Here is an 18,310-nt window from a genome sequence, read left to right on the forward strand (position 1 = left end):
TCGCGCGACCCTACGGGAGCGGCTGTCGTGAATCAACGACTTTGCGGTGTCGTGACCCTGTGGAACGCCTCCCCATCGCGATTAACGCTAGGGTCGCCCCTACCTAAACATCTACGGGATCTCGAATCCCAGGCCCTCAAGCACCAGCCGATCTTCAGCCTTCAATTTTTTCACTGCCCAAATAAGCACATGCTTCGGTCGTGAGCTCGCCACGTAGGCAAATCTCGCAGGTTCGGAAGCCCGGTCACGCAGCCAGTCCTTCCAGTGCGACTGATGCACGCCTGGCTTCTGTGACGATACAACCACGGTCACGTCGTGTGTTTCACCTTTGACCCCGTGAATCGTCTCGAAACGCAGGCAGTCACGTTGGGCGGCTACATCGGGTACCCCGGTCAACCTTTCGGAGATCAGCATCTTCCCCTGCCCAGAACGGGCTCGCAAATTAAGGCCTCTCAGCCCGTCTAAATGCTCACGCACCTCTACCGGTACGAATTTTTGATCTGGCAGCTTTCCAAGCGTAATTTTTGCTGCCCGGGCCCAGTCCGACCAGGTCTGATTACCATCTCCTACGCCGTGCTCTAACAAGAACTGGAGACCGTCGTGAAGGAATATGCGCCAGGCCAGTTTTGATTCAATATCCATAGGGCAGTAAGGGCCTGCTTTCGTCACCTGCAGTTTTAGCCGGGCCGCCAGCCACTTACCGAATGTTTCCAGGCATTGCGCAATGTCCGTCAACCTGCCTGCTTTGAGGTTTATGCAGGCCAGCGCCAGCAGCTCGATGCCCTCGAAAGCTCTACCAGTACTTAAGCGCTGGAGTGTTGTATGTCCGCGCGCGACCACCACCACCTTGTCATGTATCAGGCTCATTTCTCGAATGGCTGGAAGCACCTCCGACGGGCAGTTCTGATACTCGACGACCCTTGGCTTTACTGAAGCAATATTAGGATTTCCCACTACACGGTCGGATTGAAGAATGTTGGAACACACATCTACGATGGCTTGGCCGCTTCGCCAATTCTCGTTGAGGACGTACTCCTCAAAGCCAAGCTCCTCCATGCGCCGACGCACGTTTGCGGGATTCGATTTCCTGAAACCATAAATTGACTGGTTAAGGTCACCTACAAAATGGAATTTCACGCCTAGTAGGATCAGCCTTTTGACGATCAAAAGCTGCTCTGCCGACAAGTCTTGGCACTCATCGACGATCACCAACGGGAATCGGCGTGCAATACGCGAGAAGTAATCTTTGAATTTTTCTTCCTGCATGCCTACCAAAGCGAGAATATCGACGTCACCGTAGGTCGCAAAGCCAGCGGCCCAAAGCCGCTTTTTGTTCGACAGCAGTGCCTTTTGGTCGGCCTCGTCCTGTTGGGCGAGGTTGGCTTCGTTATCCCACTTTCGATCGTTGGTGGAAAAGACGTAGCGTTTGGATGTTTTATCGTAGTTGTATCGACAGGCTGATACGGTGCGTCCACAGATCTTGATGCGCGTGTGGTAGATATCAGCTGACTTGTCGATGATCCGAATGCGGAAGTCGCCGTCCCGGCCTTGAAAGCCCGTGATCTCGCTGGCGATACTCGATAGCAGGTGTGTGAGCACGAAACTGTCGAAGGTGGAGATGTAGTGCGGCAAGCCCAATGGCTCACGCAGGTACTTATAAACCCTGCTCTGGAGCTCTTCGGTGGCGCTATTGAGAAAGGTGAGCAAAGCGATCCCAGAAGGGTGGTGGTTCCACTCCTGGATAATCTTGCATACCTTGGCAGCCACTACCTCGGTTTTGCCGCTACCGGGGCAGGCTCTTAAGTAGACATGCCGATCCAAAGGTGCATCAATGTATCTCTGCTGCTGGTCGGTGAACTTGATGTCGGCTGCACCCGCTTGGGCTGGTTCATCCTGTGCCGCCATCAGGCTGTACCCTCTTCCAGACCGCATGCCCAGAGGATGGCCTGGCGGATGTATACCGGCACCACGAAGCCGGCCCCATTTGCCTCTAATACATCTGCGAAGGCTTGGGCGTAAACACCCTTGCCAATGTCATCGGAGTCAATACGATCCAGTAGTGCGCAGGCATAGGGCGCCCGCTGGGCGGAGGTCATAGAGGCAAAATCGAGTTCCGCGTCTGCTTTCAGACCCTTTACCACCGGCCCATCTTGGGCCTGCCAGAGTCCAGCAGCGACGATCAGCATTATCTTGAGGTTGTCGCCTTCCATTGCGATGTCGTACTCGAACGTTTTGTATTTTCCCGCGAATAGGCGACCGAACTCAGACAGGCCGATGTGCTTCTGCAATCCCAGCGCCGGGTTGTTGCCGACGATGCAGTTGTCTGCATGGGGCAGAAATGCAGCGCTCTTTTGACCGCCCTCTCCATCGTCCTCCATCGCTGACTTTGGAGGATCGTTGTCGGTCAGTCCTGAGCACCTGACAGGTATATTTTCACCTTGAAGCTCAACTTTGACGTCGCAGAACAGCTGCATGAAGTGGTTGAAATAGATTCCACCCAGATTGATGACCGACACACCGTAGTCGTCCAGGGAATCTCGCCCATCGCCGAAGCGCTGCAGTACGATCTTGGCGAGCGCCGGCAAGACCATGGCCTCCGCTATGCCCTCGACTAGGATTGTGCCCTTGGCGAACAGCAGGTTCGACTTCGTCGCATCAAGCCATCTGTCCACAAATTGTCGGCTCTGCGTGGGCAGGCCGCAGTTCCTGAGGGGCACTGCCTTGGGGTGGCTCAGGTTGGACAGGTGGATAACGTGATCAACCGATACGGCAGCGGTGATCACAGTCGAGTGGGTGGTTATGATCACCTGCATTCCGCGAGCCTCAGCAGCCTTCTTTAGGTGCCGAAGGAGCCGGAGCTGAAGCTGGGGGTGAAGGTGCGCCTCCGGCTCCTCGATCAACAGCAGGCGCAGGTACGTTTTCTCGCCCTGCCCTGCATCAGCCTCATAGGCAAGCTCTGCCAGAATGGAAGCGATGTACAGCAGGTTGTTGTAGCCCAGGCTGTTTTCTTCCAACGCCCGAAATTGTGCTGCGTCAGCGTTGCTCAAGTCTGGAAAGTACAGGAGCCTCAGGCCTTCCACGATTCGGGAGAAGCTCACTTCCGAAAACTGGATCATCGTGCCCTGAGAGAGATGAGCACCCAGGGCAGCTTTTAGGCTGTCGCCAATTCGCTGGTTGGCCGCTTTGATAGCAAATTGGTCGCTCTCTGATAGCTGGCGATTGAAGTCCCCAACATGCTGCTCCAAGGGATGCAGCACACGAGCCTTTCTGGCGGCTTCTATGTCCTTGCGGCAGAGCGCTTTGAGTAGGCGCGCGAGGCGGGACTGGCGCCCCTCTCTCAGCTTAGTTTCAGCGTCGCGTAACGGCGGTAGGTAGACACAGTGGACATAGTCCAATTTCTCGGTTTCAAACGCTTTGTTGTACTCGTGACCACCGTAAGTATGATGTTTGAACCTGCCACGAGATTCCTGGTTTAGGGCCGTGAAGGTGAGTTTCGCCTCAGCATGGTTGCCGCACCAGGTGTCAAATGCAATGACATCGTTCTCGTCGAGACCCGAGAAGGTCGCCTGAATTTTGATCTCTTCAGCCGCGACATCATCCTTGCCAAACCCCCTATGGAAATCGCGCTCGCTGATAATCCGCTTGCCCGACTCAGAGTCGTTGAACAGCTGACGTATCGCACTGACGACTCCAGTCTTACCGGCCCCGTTTTCGCCGACCAGGACGTTTAGGCCGTCATGGAGCTCGATCGAGAACGGCTCCCCAAAACACTTGAAGCCCTGAACGTCCAGCGTACGTAAATACATGAGCATCCCTTCTTCATAAATTGTCTGCGCAAACAAGATTGCTAGGTGCGCTCGTTTTCGTCCCGGCCAGCTACGTCGTGCAGACAACACTGCGCCTATGGTGGCAATACGTTACCACCCCTTCCGAACATGATGCCACGGAGGGTGCACCAGTCCCTATCACGATGGCGCTGAAGCGCTTAAGAATGGACTTAAACTTTAGGCGCAGTCATCCAAACCATAGAAAGGGCCAATACCGTAAGCTTGGTAAGGACTCTCGTTGGCCGGTCTAGTAGAGACTGCGCGTGATGATTATTTACTGCTGTAATTTGTGTGTTTTGACGTCCGCTGAGGCCTGTTATGCTACAGGCGAAGATCAGCCCTTTGTTAATAAATCGCTGAGCTAGCTGTGGTTAAAGTTTCCGGATTCGGTGCGAAAACATCCTTTGTTAAGCGAAGCGAGGTAGTACCTCAAGCACTCGGCGTGATTGAAGTCCGGGGGCACATGAGAATATCTCAATGAGGCCTGGGGAATCTAAAGGCCTGCTATCAAAGGGAATAGTCAAACCATGTTGATTGTTGGCACGGCGCTATTGGACTGTTCCCAATCTTTGCAAACGTAGAAAATACGAAACTTGCTCGAAATCGGAGATGCCATCAACAAAAAATGTACCATAACCTCAATCACTGTGGAGCCAATGGTAACCGTATGAAAGATGAGATATACGCTTGTGCTAATGAGGCCCTGGAAGGCGGAGTAATGGATGAGGATATTTATAGTGGAGAGACAATTGCCGCGTTTGCGACTCAAAACGTCGTTTACGGCCCTTTTTATGTCGATCTTCCCATCGGGGATCTTGTGGCACTTCAATCTAGGGAATTTTATCCTCAGGGATCGACTTGGCGCGAGGCCGCTAAGCGATTGAAATGTGAAGGGTGGGATGAGCAGCGAAAAGCTATCGTAAAATATTTTGAGTCCGACTTAGAGCAGAATAAATTTCCAGCGCCGGGAGCTCGTGATCATCTGAAAATTAACTTCACCGGAGGGGCTGCTTACTGCACTATAGGGAATCATCGTGTGGTCGCAATGAAAGCTTGGCTGGCACGATTTCATGGTGAACTCTCTGTTTTCAAGAGGGTCAGCTGCCAGTACCAAGATGTTTATCCTCCGCTTAAACAGCTTATGATGATCTGCCAGGAAAAGGGATATATCATGGAGCATGCTTTTGTATCGAATGACCGCGATGATATCAGGATGAAGACAAGTGCGCACGACTTGATTTTAGTTAGGAGAAGCTGGTGGCGAAGAGAGATTTATGCCTTGGACAGCCAGCGAGATGTTTTTTACCGAATGTCTCCAAGCGGCAACTTAATCCTTCGGTTGCTAAGGCAAGATAATCGCTCGAAATGTTTACGATTTAAGTTTGAAAGATTGTCGCCGTTACTTGTCGATAGGATACTCGACAAGTCTAAGGCTAAAGCACTTATGCCTGGTATCCCATAGGCCCATATTCAAATCATCACGAGACATGCTGTGGGCAAGATAATCCTGCCCTTAATTGTGTCTTCTAGGGCAGGACTTTTGATTAACGGCACACTCCAATACGGCCCATATTAACGGTGGGCACACTTTGTTCTGCTCGGTAGGTGTAATGGGTCACGAAAGGCACATCATTAGCGGTCGTCTCACCTCGGGTGCCATGAGCTTGAAAATCTCTTCTACCACCCATGTCGCGCAAGGCCACAGCGCCTGTACAGCCAACAGCACGGTGAAAACGAAAAACGCCCGCAAGAGGTAGTCATGCGCCAGCTTGATATAGCTCACCTTGGCGTTGTTGCCCGGGTAGTTTTCGATGACTTTGATGGCGATTGACTTGGCCAAGCTCGCGGCGGGCTGTTGCGTGCTCCAGCAGCGTGAAATGTCTCCGGCCCCCACCATGTGGGCATTGCTCACGCGCAGTACGCAAAACGCGCTGTACCCTGCTCGAAGGACATACGCCACTGCAAGCGCAAACACCGCTAGCGACAGGGCGCCAAGGGCTTTATTGGACTTGTCGCTCCAAAGGGTCGGCAGTAACGACACCAACACCGGGATGAGTGCGGTTACTGCCGCAAGATAGACCCCTGCTTTCGTGTCAGCACCTTTACGACGCTCCTGCTCGGCGTCGTACATCCGGCGCGCCTCTTCCAACGCTATCTCACTCTGCAGATCCCAATTGCCGTCGTTGACTGAGGCCTTCCACCCGGCACGCATTTGGTCATTTGCCGCAACCTGTTCAGGCGTAGGTGGAACCAGGGTCGGCCAAAACAACTGCCTATCAAACCGGGCCATTTTGGATCATCTCCAGCTCATCAACGATTGCCGCGGCAATTGGGTATCCGGTTTGATTTTCGATCCAGGCCCACTGACCGTTTGGATTGATCTCCAAAAACCACAGCTTTTCATCCCGGTCGCACACGAGATCAATAGCGCCATACCGTAAATTCAGGCAGCGCACCAGTTCACGACATTGAGCAACTACTTCATCGGGCAAGCTAATGACCTCGTGTCGCAAGTCAGGGCGACTACCGCGTCGCCAGTCAACCTCGGTTTCTTCGTTATCCTGAGACCAGATGGCGGTAGCGAACACCTGCGCGCCAACGACAGTGACGCGGACATCATATTTTTTCGGCACCTCCGCTTGGATGATCAACGGCGCAAGGCCCAGGGCAGGCGCGTCTGCTTCGGTCAATGGTTGCAGCCGTGAGGTGAACATCACCTTCTCCAGCGCGCCCGGCAATACTGCTTGCCGCAGAGGCTTCCCAATAGCCCTTCCGTGTGCCGTCAGTAACTCGGCGGCCTTCAGCTGGTTCGTGATGGCGGTATCCGGGATATTGAAACCGAGCTGGCGCGCAATCAGGAGCTGTCGCGGTTTATCTTCAGCCAGAAAGATCTGAGTTGGGTCACTGAACCAGCAACCGTCCAATCTGAAATAGAGACTCTTCAGGAAGCTGCTCCATTCCGCCTCAATGTAGGCACGCTCACCCGCATCTAGGACTGCCTCAGGTGCTTGTGGCGCGCCAGGCCTTCGAAAATAGGCAGCGGTCACGTCATGCCCCGTGATTCGTTTCCCTTCCAGCTCAATTGTCCAATCGTTCATGGCGCTGACGCCCAGCGTGCTTTGGGACAGAGGGAGCAGTTCAGTGTTCAGCCTGAAGTAAGGCAAGCCTCGGCGTTGGAGCTCTGCGACGACGAAGTCCATCGTTATGTCGCGGCGATTAGTGACCAGCAGAAACATAGTGGAAAGCCTCAATCCAGGTAAAAGCGCTCATCGAGGCCGAATTGCATATCCCCTGGATCATCATGCTCAAGCTCCGCCTCGGTTTTGGTCATTAGTTCCAGCATGGCGTAGCTGTCACCCGGGTCATCCTCTTCGATCACCGTATCGGTCTTGGTCATCAGTTGGAGCAGATGAGAGGCCTGTCCCTTGGAAGTGAGATCGTCGTCACTTTCGGGCTTGGAGTATGTTTTTGTGAGCGTTTCGAGCGTCACGAACGAGTCGTCATCCTCTTCACTATTGACCTTCGTCTTGGTGAGAAGCTCGTCTAGCGCTCCACGAGCAATGACTGGCTGAATACCACTAGGTGTCTCAACAACCCACATATCGTGCTGACTCGAGTAGTAGCCTGGCAGATTGTCGGTACCTGTTCTCGGCACAGCGTTTCTTGCGAGCAGTGGTGAAAGTGCCTTGTATGCGGGGAGAGAGACCGTAGGCATTACGCTGAAACTCCTGTATGGCGATATGCCAACATATTACGGAGAACTGAGTGATTCGTCATGTTCGTTGCTGAGCCCCCCCTAGGCCAGTGTGTTGCGCTCCTTCGCAGCCCCAATACTCCATAAAACCCTACATGCCCCGTGCTTTATGTCATTGCGGCGCTGAGGATCGTGCACAGGTCTTTCCACGGCAGTTGCGCTTCAGGCACCTCCGCTTCGCGTACGGCGAGTTGTTCAAATGCATTCCGCGCCTTGCCGAGAGGTACGCTCCCAATTTAACGGGGGCCTATCAGCTCGTTTGATAGCGATGCTCAACGCTTACTCAGCCTGATCGTCAAAGCCGCGCAGCTCAGGCTCATGAGCATGCCGCGCGGCACGAACTCTTGCGCAAGGTCAGCGCGCTGCTCAAGGGAAACCTGGCCCCCTCTCTCCATGATCGCAAGCTTAATGACGTACCTACCCTCTAGCTTGGCCTCACGCTGCGGCTTGAGTCTGAGCATTGATGGCCTGCAACCCCACGCCTATACTCGACGCACTACATATAGGGGTAACAAATGTCCAGACTCGCAGAATTCCGTGCGTTGGAGCAACAACTTGCAGCACAGTTGGCCGAACTCGAGGCCCTCAAAAACCATGATGGCCTGAAGCGCGAAATCGAGTTTGAAAAAAAGCTCCGCGCCCTTCTTTCTGAGTACGGATATAGCTTGCGTAATGTTGTGGCCATTCTTGACCCGCAATCTGCTACTCGACGCGCGCCAGCCGTTGTGGCTGAAAAAAGTACCCGCAAACCTCGCCAGGCTAAGGTTTACAAGAACCCCCACTCAGGTGAGCTCGTGGAGACCAAGGGTGGTAACCACAAGACCCTTAAAGAGTGGAAAAGCCAGTACGGTGCTGACGAGGTCGAAAGCTGGTTAGCTAAGTAAATCTTCCCGCGCAAAAATAAGGGGCCTTGCAAGGGCTCCTTTTTTCTTACCAAGAAAATTGGATGTCTCTCCAAGCTGCTCCCGACTACCCCGCGTCCCCGCCCTGCCCTCCCTAAGGCCACCGCACCAACTCCAGCTCCTTGAGCCGGATGGCCATCGCCGAATCCGAGACACCAAATTGCTGGGCCAGCGAAACTAGGTGCTGGTTGTTGAACCGGGTGCATCGCGCCAGCGCCAGCTCACGTTCTCCCGACTCTTTCGGGGAGTAGAGAAGCCGATCCGGATTGTTGGGGTCGAGGTGATAGGCAATCACGTCGCTGAAGCGCAATTGGCCCTTACAGCAGAACATGAACTCGAACCGTTCCCTCACCAGTTTTTGAGGCATGAGGAAGCAGGCGGCGAAGCGATCGGCTTGTCGTTCTGCAGGTGCACGTGGTGCCTGCAGAATACTGCCGTCAAAAGCGCGGTCGCGGTGCATGACAGTGTCTTCGTGGAGCACAAGATGGCCGATCTCATGCGCGCCGGTGAAGAGCTGGACTTTGTCACCAAACTCAGTCGCGACGGCGATCTTGTTCGATTGACGGTCAATCAGGCCCGCGATACGAGTACCGGTGTTGTGCCGATTGAAATGGGTGTCTCCCAGGGTGGGATGCTCATGGTAGTCGTAGCCGCAGACCATGGCAGCGATCCGGGGGCTGCGCATCATCATCGGCGGAACATCTTGATCTGGCCACAGGTAACGGCGATCACGGTAAATCTGCATGAGAAGATCGGTCGCTGCTTTCTCGATATGGGCTTCGTTCATGGCAAAACACCAGATGTAGGCTCTCAAGCACAATTTAGCCCAATATGTAGTGCTTTCAATATGTGCCTAACCCAATATATAGGTTTTGCCGATGAACGGTACGGCTGGTACTGGCCCGCTAAACTCCGATGGGTTCCGAGATCCCTTATAAGATCCGAGCTCTCGTTAGGAACCAGCCACGCTATCGAAACCCATGGTATTTCCTGTCCTGCGACCAAGGAACATAGTGGACTGGGTCGATCTCGGTGCTGAAGCGGACTCCCTGGATTTTGTGAATCACAATGCCGTCTCGAGCTAGACGTAGGCTTGGCTCCGGCGGAGGTACCAGAGGGACGTACCGGGAGGATTGATCTGAGTCTTTAGGTTCCGCTTCCCAGTACTCTGGGTAATACACCAACCTATCTTCATCCGGTTCCCAGAGACTCACATACTCAGCCTTTTGTGTGTCCTCGAGCCTTTCTACCCCACTGGCCTTGTTGAAAAGAATGACGTTCTGCCCCGGTGACGTATCCTGTTGCACCTGCACAGAGGGAAATAAGATACCGTCGAGATTCAGCTTTTCATGGGTTGCAAGGAAATCGGCAATAGCTTGCGTGATCAGATACCCGCTTTCCGCCGAGTCCGGCATAACTGGCATCGTCAGCTGGCGCTGTAAGTCTTTCAGAAACGCGCAGCGTTCGGTGAGGCTCCTGCGAATTGGATTGAAGTAGCTCAACCCCCGATGCGGACGCATTGAAGCCAGGTCGTTCAGGTTGAGAAGCCTCAGAGGCCGGATTACGTCGAACCGCGCGGTAACTACCATGCTGCCAACCGGAGGGCGCACCTCCGCAATTGCCGTGTGGTCATCTGTTGCGCCGTAAAAAACCGAAATTCCCTTGGCGTTCATTCGGCCAGGAGATCCCTTGCCTCCTGGTACCGGGCCGAGATGCTTTTCAGGGTGAGTCAGCGCTTCCTCCATGCTCTACTCATCCTGAAACACCCTACCCCGTTGGAATGACGAGATTGGATAACCTTGGCCTGCGATCACAATGGCTGACCGGTCGTCCACCGAGCGCAGATCTTCTATGCCGTCGAAGACCATTGTCAGGATTGACCCCACCAAGGGATTTGCCAGCCGCGATTCGAACTTCAAGCTGTGCTCCATTTTCCGCCAACCGATAGTCAACTCGGACGAAGCCTCTGTTTCCTCTTCGAAACAAGGATCGTCATCATCTGGACAACTCCAAGAGTCGAGCAAGCGCTCATGGATGTCAGAAAGCAGGGTCTCATCGGAACCCAGCATGCGCTCCAGCACGTCATACAGACTTTCACCGATCGGTGGGTAACCATGATGAATCACTGAATTCGGTTGCTGAACCTCACGGAACGAGGCGTGGATTGCCGTTTCGCAGAGTTCCACCAGCTCATCCATGTCCATGACTGGGAGCTCTCGGTCGCAGTAGTCACACTCGCTGATATCGTTCTCCGAAGCATGATCCTGCAGGAAGGTTTCGGTAAGGCAATCGGTACACACCACTTGACGCATCACTTGCTCCTTTGCTGCATTACACGGCGCCTATCTACGTCTAGGCGAAGGCCTCTCGCTGATTTAAGCATTTACCCATCGGGTGCCGCCCTTGCCAATGGTTAGGAGCTGCCATCTCTACTGAAGCTCAGTTCCTCAACGGCCCCAAGTCAATCGCCAGGCAGCGAAGGTCAGTAACCTGTGCAACCATGGTGTCGCTGGCCTCGTGATAGGTGAAGGTGCCGAGGAAATAGAACGTGAAGTACCTTACCAGCCGTGCCTGATCGAGAATTTCATTCACATAGCGCCTTGATCGGTGCTGAGTCATGACCTCATCAGAGATCTGGAGAGAGGCATCTTTGTCCGTAACCTTGTCATAGAAGTTGAATACGAAGCCGGCCCCTTCACGCGGCTCAATCCGGCCACCGCCGTTGTAGACGTATCCTGCAGTGTCAGGTCTGGCCCAAGCCACCTTCTTGAAGTACGAACGCAACGGTATTTCACCACGCCCTGTCACGTTGATCGTTACCTCGGGAAAGAGGTCTTTCAAGGCTTCGCGTGTGTCGTGGTAGTAATCCACTAGCTCACGCAGGTCACCGCTTCGGTGCTTCCGATCGGATCGGGTGCCTTCTGCGCCGCCACCGCCCCGTCGACGAATAGCTCCTGCCTCGTCCTCGTCGCCTGGTGCGGCTCGAGGTGGACGTACCACGGGTTGTTCTGGCTGTGTCGGGGGAACAAAGATATCGATTACCGAAGTGAGTTGGCGTTTTGCCAAGCGTGTGCGGGTCTGTAACTCAGTCTCTCCGGGCAACGGCGCATCGCTACCTTCGTCCTCATCTGGCAGCATCCACTCGCAGTCCGCATGATGGTCATAGTGCTCGTTGTCTTTGTAATGCGGAGATTTGACGCGCGCTTTTTCGGTCGGGTGGATGTAGTAATTGACGGCTGTGATTTTTGGCACCACCTTGAGCGCCCTGCATTCCGGTGATGAGCACTGGAACAGAAAACGGCTACGTGGCTGGTTTTGGTTGAAATAGGCCTGATGAGCACCGCCAATGGTTAATTCTTTGGCCAAATCCACACAGTATGCCCGGGTGATCCTTCGCTTCGTTCGCATCTGCAGCCTCAACGCAAAAGCTTGAGACTAACGCGCGGTGTTTGGAGCGCCAAGGCCTGACCTAGAGCTGTTAGCTAATACCTTGGTCGAACATGGTGTCATCGGAAAGGTGAAGTTGGTAGAGGGTTTGGTCTGTTTCCTGACCAAACCCTCGCCTGGGGTTCGCAGATATTAAGAAGCATCTGTCTCAGGTTCGCCAGTAACTGCCGGCGCGCCTTCTACCGTAGAGAGTAGATCCTCGGCAACGGCTTGACGGTTTGACGCAGACTGGGCCCAGTACGCCATGGCTACCCATCTCAACATGAACCACCAAGCGTAAACGGCGTCCGCCGAGTAAAAATCGTCATCATCCATCAGGCCGTGAGCGAACGCGTTTCGCAGGTTCGGCCCGAACGCGCTGCAGAACAAAGCTTTCATCTCGAACACGATGTCGCCACCGAATACTGCATCGACGCCATCTACGTCTAGAAGCGTGCTCAGGCCGTTCTCGTTCTCGATACCCTCCAAGTCAGTGTTGGAGGTTTTCAGCCTCGCTCCTTTCATATGAAACCGGACGATATTCTCCAGTTGGGGGATTAGGAAGTGCACTGCCATGCCGAAATCACCCGTCATTCCCCAATACAGCCCCTTGCCGACCATGTGCGCCCGATCAGGCGGTACTAAGGCCGACGCTTTGGCAAGTTCAACCAGATCCTGCTCTTTATAGCAGTGTTCCCGCTGTATAACGCCCAGTGCTGGAATCACGCCGCCTTGCACGGTTAGGTTGCGTGTGAGCGCGTGGTTTTTGACCATTTCTGCCCAAACGCGCTCCTCATTATCCTGCGAGGGCTCAGCGCCTAATGACATAGGTTTGGTCTTAGCGATCACACGCCCACCCTTGTCGAGATATGTCGCTTCACTTAGCGCACCGATCAACCCTACGCGCAGCGTGTTCAAGGCTGCTTGGCGAGCGGCCTCTTTCTGGGCAAATGGATAAAGCGCAGCTAATGCACGGAGAGCTTCAACCGGGGACTTGCCCGAAACCTTCTCCAACGCATCACTAACCAAGCCTGAGATATCTGTAGGCGGCGTCGAGATCACGCGCATCATCCCCACCGCACGATTGCCTGCATCTGCGATGCGTTGAGGCAATCGAATCAATAGCTCGGTGATGCCAAGCTGACCCCTGAATCGCTGCGGTACCTTTCTGTAGATCTGTAATGCCTTCTCGAGGTTGTTCAGCGCGATCAGCGGCTGCGCGCCCTCTCCATCACCAAGCACCTCCGCTTCTGCCACCCACGTATTGGCCAGGGCTGCTGTCATGCGTGCCGATGAAACAGGGTCTTTAGCTGCGCGGTACGCGTCCATGCTCAACTCATAGCAACGTCGAGCCCGTAGGATATGGCCACTGCGCTCTGAATCCCGGCCGACTTTTTCCAATCTGGACGGCAGATCTGCTGCTTGGCTGTGCACCACGCGATGCTCAAGTATCAAGGTAGCGATTGGCGCCAGCATGGGGGACGGGGCGTCAAATTCTTGGTCGAGTGCCTCGAACAAACGATTCGACAGTTGTTCTGCGATTTCCTTGCCGGCCTTCCCCAGCCTTGGCGCCAGCATTAGTGCACGACCCCAGCAATCTTCGCCGCCGCGCCACCAAGTGTCGTCATCCAGCGGCACTGTCTGGTATCCCGCAAGCGCCGCCTGGGCATGCTTGATGTGACGCCGTCCCGGTATGATCCAGAGGACTTCTGCAACGCGAGTTTTCACGAGGCCAGTACTGAGCTCATCGGTCACGGCTTCGAGGAAGTCGAGCTCATCGCCCGTTACATCGGTAATGTCCAGTGACCGCTTGTCCTTCAGGATCGCGAAGGGACTGAGGGGCTCATTCGGATTTGAGGGGTTTAGCATCATGGAGCAGAGGTCAGACAGGAGCCAAAGCACCCGGGCCTGGGCGAACTCCTCGCTAGCCAACTTTGCTCTCGCGGCGTCAGCTAGTGCACGCCATATATCCTCGTAACGAGCTGCCACACCCTCGAGTGCGGTGGCGAGGTCGACTGCGTGTAGTGCCTCTAGGGTCAGTGGCGTGCTTTCAGGATAACGATAGAACTCTAGCGACACAGCTAATCCTCATGAGGGGGGCGACTTAGAGCGGCACACGCGCTCGGAGCGTGATCATATCCGCTATCCATGGCTGTTGATTACGAGTAGCTCATTCGGCGGTTAAGCCAATAATTGCCATTTGCCATTACGCAGATCAGAATAGCCCAGCGAAAAACTTCGACGATCACGAACGATCTGGGATGGGAATGACAGTTTCAGGAAGAAACAGCGGCGAAGCACGGCGGGCACTCCCCTCGCGTACCGTAGTCCAGTGCCCGCGAATCTACCTACCTAAGAGTTCGCCCGGCATCACTTGCCGTCACCTCGTCAGTTACGACGTTCGGCGCCACCACGCTCCCCGCCAGCACCTCTCACTGATGGCATGTTTCTGCACACCATTCGATTCGAAACGGCTGATCGATGACTCGTCAGCACGTCGTTCTACGCTGGCGGACTTTCCAGCGCATTTTCCCGAGATTGTGGGGTTCACGGTGACCCGCATGGAGGGACGGACGCTGCTCCACCCTCTCCTTCCCATTACTGCTCACCAACCATGGGCCGCATCATGAGTTCTGCGATACCTGATCCTCAGCAAGGCCAGAAGGCTGCCGCTGACCGCTACAGTGCTCGAGAACAAGGCGTGGGCTACATTTTTCAGCCCCGCTTTGCGTTATATCAAGCGCTGGATCTGCTAGAAGACACTGCGATTCTCATCGAAAAAGAAGATGACCTGGATTTCGAAGACGCCTCGGGCATAAAAACCCTAGCATCCCTGAAACATAAGGCAGTAGGTGACCGGCTGAATGACCTGTCCATCGACTTCTGGAAGTCCGTCAATATCTGGCTTACTCGATACAACGCCAATGGGCGCATCGAGTCGAACTTCCAGTTTTTTCTTTTCACCACCTCAACTGTGGCACCCGGATCGTTCCTGGAATTTTTTCTCCATGGCGCCTACACGACCAACGCTCTACCCAGCTTATGGGAAGTGACTGATGCCACGCTGCACACCAGTGAATCCAAAACACTTGGGAATGTGAAGGTGCTGTTCTCGAGCCTGTCCGACGCCGAGAAAGAAGACTTTGTCTCCAGGATCTCCATCGTCGACGACGTTCCGCGGATTCAAGACCTTCCGGCGCTAATCAAAGGCCAAAAAATGCGCGCAATCCGCCCTGAGCATCGAGACGCGGTTTTCGAGCGCCTGGAGGGATGGTGGAACGACTTGATCATCCAAATGCTGTGTGACCCTGACTTTAATCCGATCTGCGGTTCTGACGTATCAGAGAGGCTCCATGCGTTCAGCGAGGAGTATCGCGCCGATAACCTGCCCATCACCTTTGAAGACGCTGAGCCCGAAGCGCCAATTGAAGTGGCAGCCGATAACCGCCTGTTTGTCGTCCAGCTACGGCACCTGCAGCTCAGTCAAGGCCGGGTTAGGAGCGCAATACTCGATTACTACCAGGCTTTCGAACAGCGATCGGTTTGGGCGCGCCAGCGCTTAACAGGGGCCGGAGAAATCGAAGCCTACGAGGAGCGGCTAACCAAGGAGTGGAAGCGACACCGGGACATCATCTTTGATGACGCATTGGAAGTGGTTGAAGAAGACCGATCTGAGTCCGGTCTCGTGGCTGCTGGGAAGAAGCTATACACTTGGGCAGAGGTCGAGGCTCAAAAACTGGAGCACCTTAAGATTCGAGCCCGTGTTACGGCCCCTTACGTGGTGCGAGGTAGCTACCAAATCCTCGCCAATAAACGCCCGACGCCTCCCGTGTACTGGCATCCACAACTCTTGGATCGCCTTACTGACGGCTCAGGAGAGTCGGAATGAATCGATGGGATCAGCGTCCGTTTGAAACCAAAAACCTTTTCAACCCGGCCTTCTGCGCGGTGGTTCTGATGCGCTCGATCAAGGCGTACACAACTATAGATCCGCGGGGTATGCCGTTTTCACTGTCACTTCTGATACTGCCACTGGCGCTTCATGAAGAATCGCGAACGGTAATTCTTGAATATGCCAGAAGCTACTTGCTCAAGGCGGTCTCGGTACACCCGCAATTGCTAATTGGTTTCCCAGAGCGTGTCACAGAGATGATGCCCTACGCATTCGAGGCCTTTGGGGTTGCGCACCAATCGGACTGTTTTGAAGCCACTGCAGAGGGACGTCTGCTGCCCAAGGCCCGCCGGCTTAAGGCAACCGTCGACGGCACAAAAGAATCAATGGAATGTCAGCAGACGGCCATTTTGCTCGGCAAAGAGTTTGCCCGAATCGCGGACAGAGTAACGGTCTACACGGCATTTGGAATACGACCATGAAAATAAGCTCCATCCACATCTACAGCCATGATGGCCAACGCCGCGACGTGAATTTCGAGATCGATGGTCTCAATGTGATCACTGGGCGCTCTTCGACTGGTAAATCGGCGCTGTCCGACATCATCGAATATTGCATGGGCCGCTCTGAATTTAACGTGGCCGAAGGTGTGATTCGGGACAAGGTGTCCTGGTTCGCGGTGATCTACCAATTCGAAGATGTACAAGTGCTGGTGGCAAAGCCTGCGCCTCCGAGGGGCGGTGACAGCTGCCGGATGGCAATGACGCGCACGGGAGAATTTGTTGCCCCGCCCGATTTTGCCGAATTGATCGCCAATACCGATGACATCGCAGTCACCTCTCTGCTTTCCCGCCAGCTAGGTATCCCAGAGAACCGCACAGAGGTGGCTGAGCAACACACCCGGGTCAGCTACGAAGCGTCTATCAAGCATTCTTATTACTACCTCTTCCAAAAGCAGGGCCTGGTCACCAGTAAAGATCAGCTTTTTTACCGTCAGAGCGAGGCGTTTCAACCTCAGGCCATCAAGGACACGTTGCCTATATTACTGGGTGCTTCAACCAATGAGCGGTATGAGCTGCAGACGAAACTGCGAACCGCACAGCGTGACCTGAGAGCCCATGCGAAGCTAGTCGATCAGTCTAAGCAGGTGATCGGCAACAGCCGCAATATGGCCGTTGGCTTGTTGGCCGAAGCCAAAGCCGTCGGTATTCTGCCAGCCGATCATGATGCCGGTGAGATTGAAGAGATTCTAGTGGCGCTCCGCATGGCTGGACAGTGGGTGCCTGCCGCGATGCAGCCTCAAGCCGAAGATAAAGCACCGAAGTTAGAGCTGGAGTTGGCGAAACTTCGCAAGGGTCGGCGCGAGATCAAGTCGAAGATCGAAGCAGCGCAAAACTTTGAGCGCAGAGCAGGTGGGTTCGAGCGCGAGGCTGTTGAGCAAATTGACCGCTTGGCATCTATCAAAGCCTTGCCCAAGAACACTGCAACCGGTGAATGGCAGTGGCCTTTCGCAGAAAAAAACCTGGGTATGGACACACCCATTGCCAAGGCTTTGATCAGTGAGCTCAAATCCCTTGAAGTAGAAATGCAGACGGTGCTGGGCCAGCGTCCTCACCTACAGGATTACCTCGCAGAGGAAACGCAACGGCTGCGAGACACGAACCAGCTCATCACGGAACGAGAAGCTGAGTTAGCAGCTGTGATCGCTGCGAATACGCTGCTGGCTCAAGCCCAGAAGCAAAGCGACGCGGCCAAATACGTGGTCGGCCGCGTTAGCCTCTTCTTGGAAGGCTACGTTCCGGATAACTCCTTGAAGCAGCAACAAGCTGAACATCGGCGTAAAGAACTTCGGGTCAAGGAGCTCGAGAAAGCATTGGGAGGCATCGATGTCGATGATCGCCTGGCCTCGATCCTGAACAGCATTTCTGCCCAGATGGGCGTCTACAACAAACGTTTCAAGTCCGAATTTTGCAATCTTCCCGCGCGACTTGATTTGAAGCGTCTCACGGTAGTGTTTGACCGGCCCGAGCGACAGGTGCCGATGTCCAAAACGGGAGGTGCTGAAAACCATCTCGCCTACCATCTATCTGCGCTGCTGGCCCTTCACTGGTACTGCGCCGAGAGCAAGAGCCCCATGCCTCGGTTCCTTATGATCGACCAGCCCACACAAGTGTACTTTCCATCTGAGGAGGTCTACAAAGCCGTGGATGGGTCAGTCGAAACGACTGAACAGTCGGATGCCGACATGGACTCGGTGCGCAAGCTCTTCAACCTGCTCTACAAGTTCGCGGTTGAGGACGTGCCTGGGTTCCAGATTATCGTGACTGAGCACGCCAACCTGCGCGACGACTGGTTCCAGAAGTCGCTCGTGGAAGAACCCTGGAGCAAGCCACCAGCACTGGTACCTGAGGACTGGACGCTCAAGAGCCCAGCGGGCGAGTGAGCCCCGGCTGTCTCTCTTGGCCAATAAAGGGAGGCAGGTTTCACCAATCAACCCCTTCATTTTTCG

15 protein-coding genes are annotated in these 18,310 nt (G+C 54.5%); 5 read left to right on the forward strand and 10 right to left on the reverse strand.

Annotated features, from left to right (window positions below):
• Positions 1 to 111: 111 nt before the first annotated feature.
• Together V6F78_RS03980 and V6F78_RS03985 are read right to left on the reverse strand one after the other, a co-directional pair.
• Entirely contained in the window at positions 112 to 1,905 is a 1,794-nt protein-coding gene (locus V6F78_RS03980) for an ATP-dependent helicase (protein ID WP_332726659.1), read from the reverse strand.
• On the reverse strand, positions 1,905 to 3,806 hold the full coding sequence (locus V6F78_RS03985) for an ATP-dependent nuclease (RefSeq protein ID WP_332726660.1): 1,902 nt from the start codon (positions 3,804 to 3,806) through the stop codon (positions 1,905 to 1,907). Before V6F78_RS03985 ends, V6F78_RS03980 begins: the two co-directional genes overlap by 1 nt.
• A 688-nt stretch (positions 3,807 to 4,494) precedes the next feature.
• Here V6F78_RS03985 and V6F78_RS03990 point away from each other — a divergent pair.
• A complete protein-coding gene (locus V6F78_RS03990) occupies positions 4,495 to 5,289 on the forward strand; it encodes a hypothetical protein (RefSeq protein WP_181127185.1) in 795 nt (264 codons plus the stop codon).
• Between the two features lie 153 nt (positions 5,290 to 5,442).
• Here V6F78_RS03990 and V6F78_RS03995 read toward each other — a convergent pair whose 3' ends face one another.
• From V6F78_RS03995 to V6F78_RS04005, 3 genes are read right to left on the reverse strand one after another with little or no spacing between them, the layout of a single operon-like run.
• Complete coding sequence (locus V6F78_RS03995) at positions 5,443 to 6,117, reverse strand: hypothetical protein (RefSeq protein WP_332726661.1); 675 nt, start codon at positions 6,115 to 6,117, stop codon at positions 5,443 to 5,445.
• Entirely contained in the window at positions 6,104 to 7,063 is a 960-nt protein-coding gene (locus V6F78_RS04000; protein ID WP_181127187.1) for an MvdC/MvdD family ATP grasp protein, read from the reverse strand. Before V6F78_RS04000 ends, V6F78_RS03995 begins: the two co-directional genes overlap by 14 nt.
• A gap of 11 nt (positions 7,064 to 7,074) precedes the next feature.
• A complete protein-coding gene (locus V6F78_RS04005; RefSeq protein WP_258198680.1) occupies positions 7,075 to 7,542 on the reverse strand; it encodes a hypothetical protein in 468 nt (155 codons plus the stop codon).
• 554 nt (positions 7,543 to 8,096) lie between these two features.
• On the opposite strand from V6F78_RS04005, the gene V6F78_RS04010 reads away from it, so the two are divergent.
• Positions 8,097 to 8,465: a histone-like nucleoid-structuring protein, MvaT/MvaU family gene (locus V6F78_RS04010; RefSeq protein ID WP_181127188.1), complete on the forward strand. Its 369-nt coding sequence runs from the start codon at positions 8,097 to 8,099 to the stop codon at positions 8,463 to 8,465.
• Positions 8,466 to 8,577: 112 nt separating this feature from the next.
• Here the strand turns inward: V6F78_RS04010 and V6F78_RS04015 are convergent, their stop codons facing one another.
• The 5 genes from V6F78_RS04015 to V6F78_RS04035 all read right to left on the reverse strand — a co-directional run bounded on the left by V6F78_RS04015 (position 8,578) and on the right by V6F78_RS04035 (position 13,988).
• Positions 8,578 to 9,270, reverse strand: coding sequence for an ImmA/IrrE family metallo-endopeptidase (locus tag V6F78_RS04015; protein ID WP_207239198.1), 693 nt, complete (start codon positions 9,268 to 9,270; stop codon positions 8,578 to 8,580).
• 181 nt (positions 9,271 to 9,451) lie between these two features.
• Positions 9,452 to 10,228 carry an RES family NAD+ phosphorylase gene (locus tag V6F78_RS04020; RefSeq protein WP_332726662.1) on the reverse strand — a complete coding sequence of 259 codons (777 nt, stop codon included), beginning with the start codon at positions 10,226 to 10,228 and terminating at the stop codon, positions 9,452 to 9,454.
• 3 nt (positions 10,229 to 10,231) lie between these two features.
• Positions 10,232 to 10,795, reverse strand: a complete 564-nt coding sequence (locus tag V6F78_RS04025; protein WP_332726663.1) for a HEPN-associated N-terminal domain-containing protein — start codon at positions 10,793 to 10,795, stop codon at positions 10,232 to 10,234.
• Positions 10,796 to 10,922: 127 nt separating this feature from the next.
• A complete protein-coding gene (locus V6F78_RS04030) occupies positions 10,923 to 11,855 on the reverse strand; it encodes a hypothetical protein (RefSeq protein ID WP_332726664.1) in 933 nt (310 codons plus the stop codon).
• 207 nt (positions 11,856 to 12,062) lie between these two features.
• The gene (locus tag V6F78_RS04035; RefSeq protein WP_017135680.1) at positions 12,063 to 13,988 is read right to left on the reverse strand and encodes a DUF4209 domain-containing protein; all 1,926 of its coding nucleotides are present in this window, start codon (positions 13,986 to 13,988) and stop codon (positions 12,063 to 12,065) included.
• A 547-nt stretch (positions 13,989 to 14,535) separates the two neighbouring features.
• Here V6F78_RS04035 and V6F78_RS04040 point away from each other — a divergent pair.
• From V6F78_RS04040 to V6F78_RS04050, 3 genes are read left to right on the forward strand one after another with little or no spacing between them, the layout of a single operon-like run.
• On the forward strand, positions 14,536 to 15,798 hold the full coding sequence (locus V6F78_RS04040; RefSeq protein WP_332726665.1) for an ABC-three component system protein: 1,263 nt from the start codon (positions 14,536 to 14,538) through the stop codon (positions 15,796 to 15,798).
• Positions 15,795 to 16,283 (forward strand): three component ABC system middle component, encoded by a 489-nt coding sequence (locus V6F78_RS04045; protein ID WP_017135679.1) that lies wholly within the window; start codon positions 15,795 to 15,797, stop codon positions 16,281 to 16,283. The genes V6F78_RS04040 and V6F78_RS04045 overlap by 4 nt, the downstream gene beginning before the upstream one ends.
• Entirely contained in the window at positions 16,280 to 18,244 is a 1,965-nt protein-coding gene (locus V6F78_RS04050; RefSeq protein WP_332726666.1) for a DUF3732 domain-containing protein, read from the forward strand. The genes V6F78_RS04045 and V6F78_RS04050 overlap by 4 nt, the downstream gene beginning before the upstream one ends.
• The last annotated feature ends 66 nt before the right edge of the window (positions 18,245 to 18,310 follow it).

Origin of the sequence: Pseudomonas sp. ESBL9 (assembly GCF_036668715.1) — a bacterium.
GTDB classification, from domain to species: Bacteria; Pseudomonadota; Gammaproteobacteria; order Pseudomonadales; family Pseudomonadaceae; genus Aquipseudomonas; species Aquipseudomonas lundensis.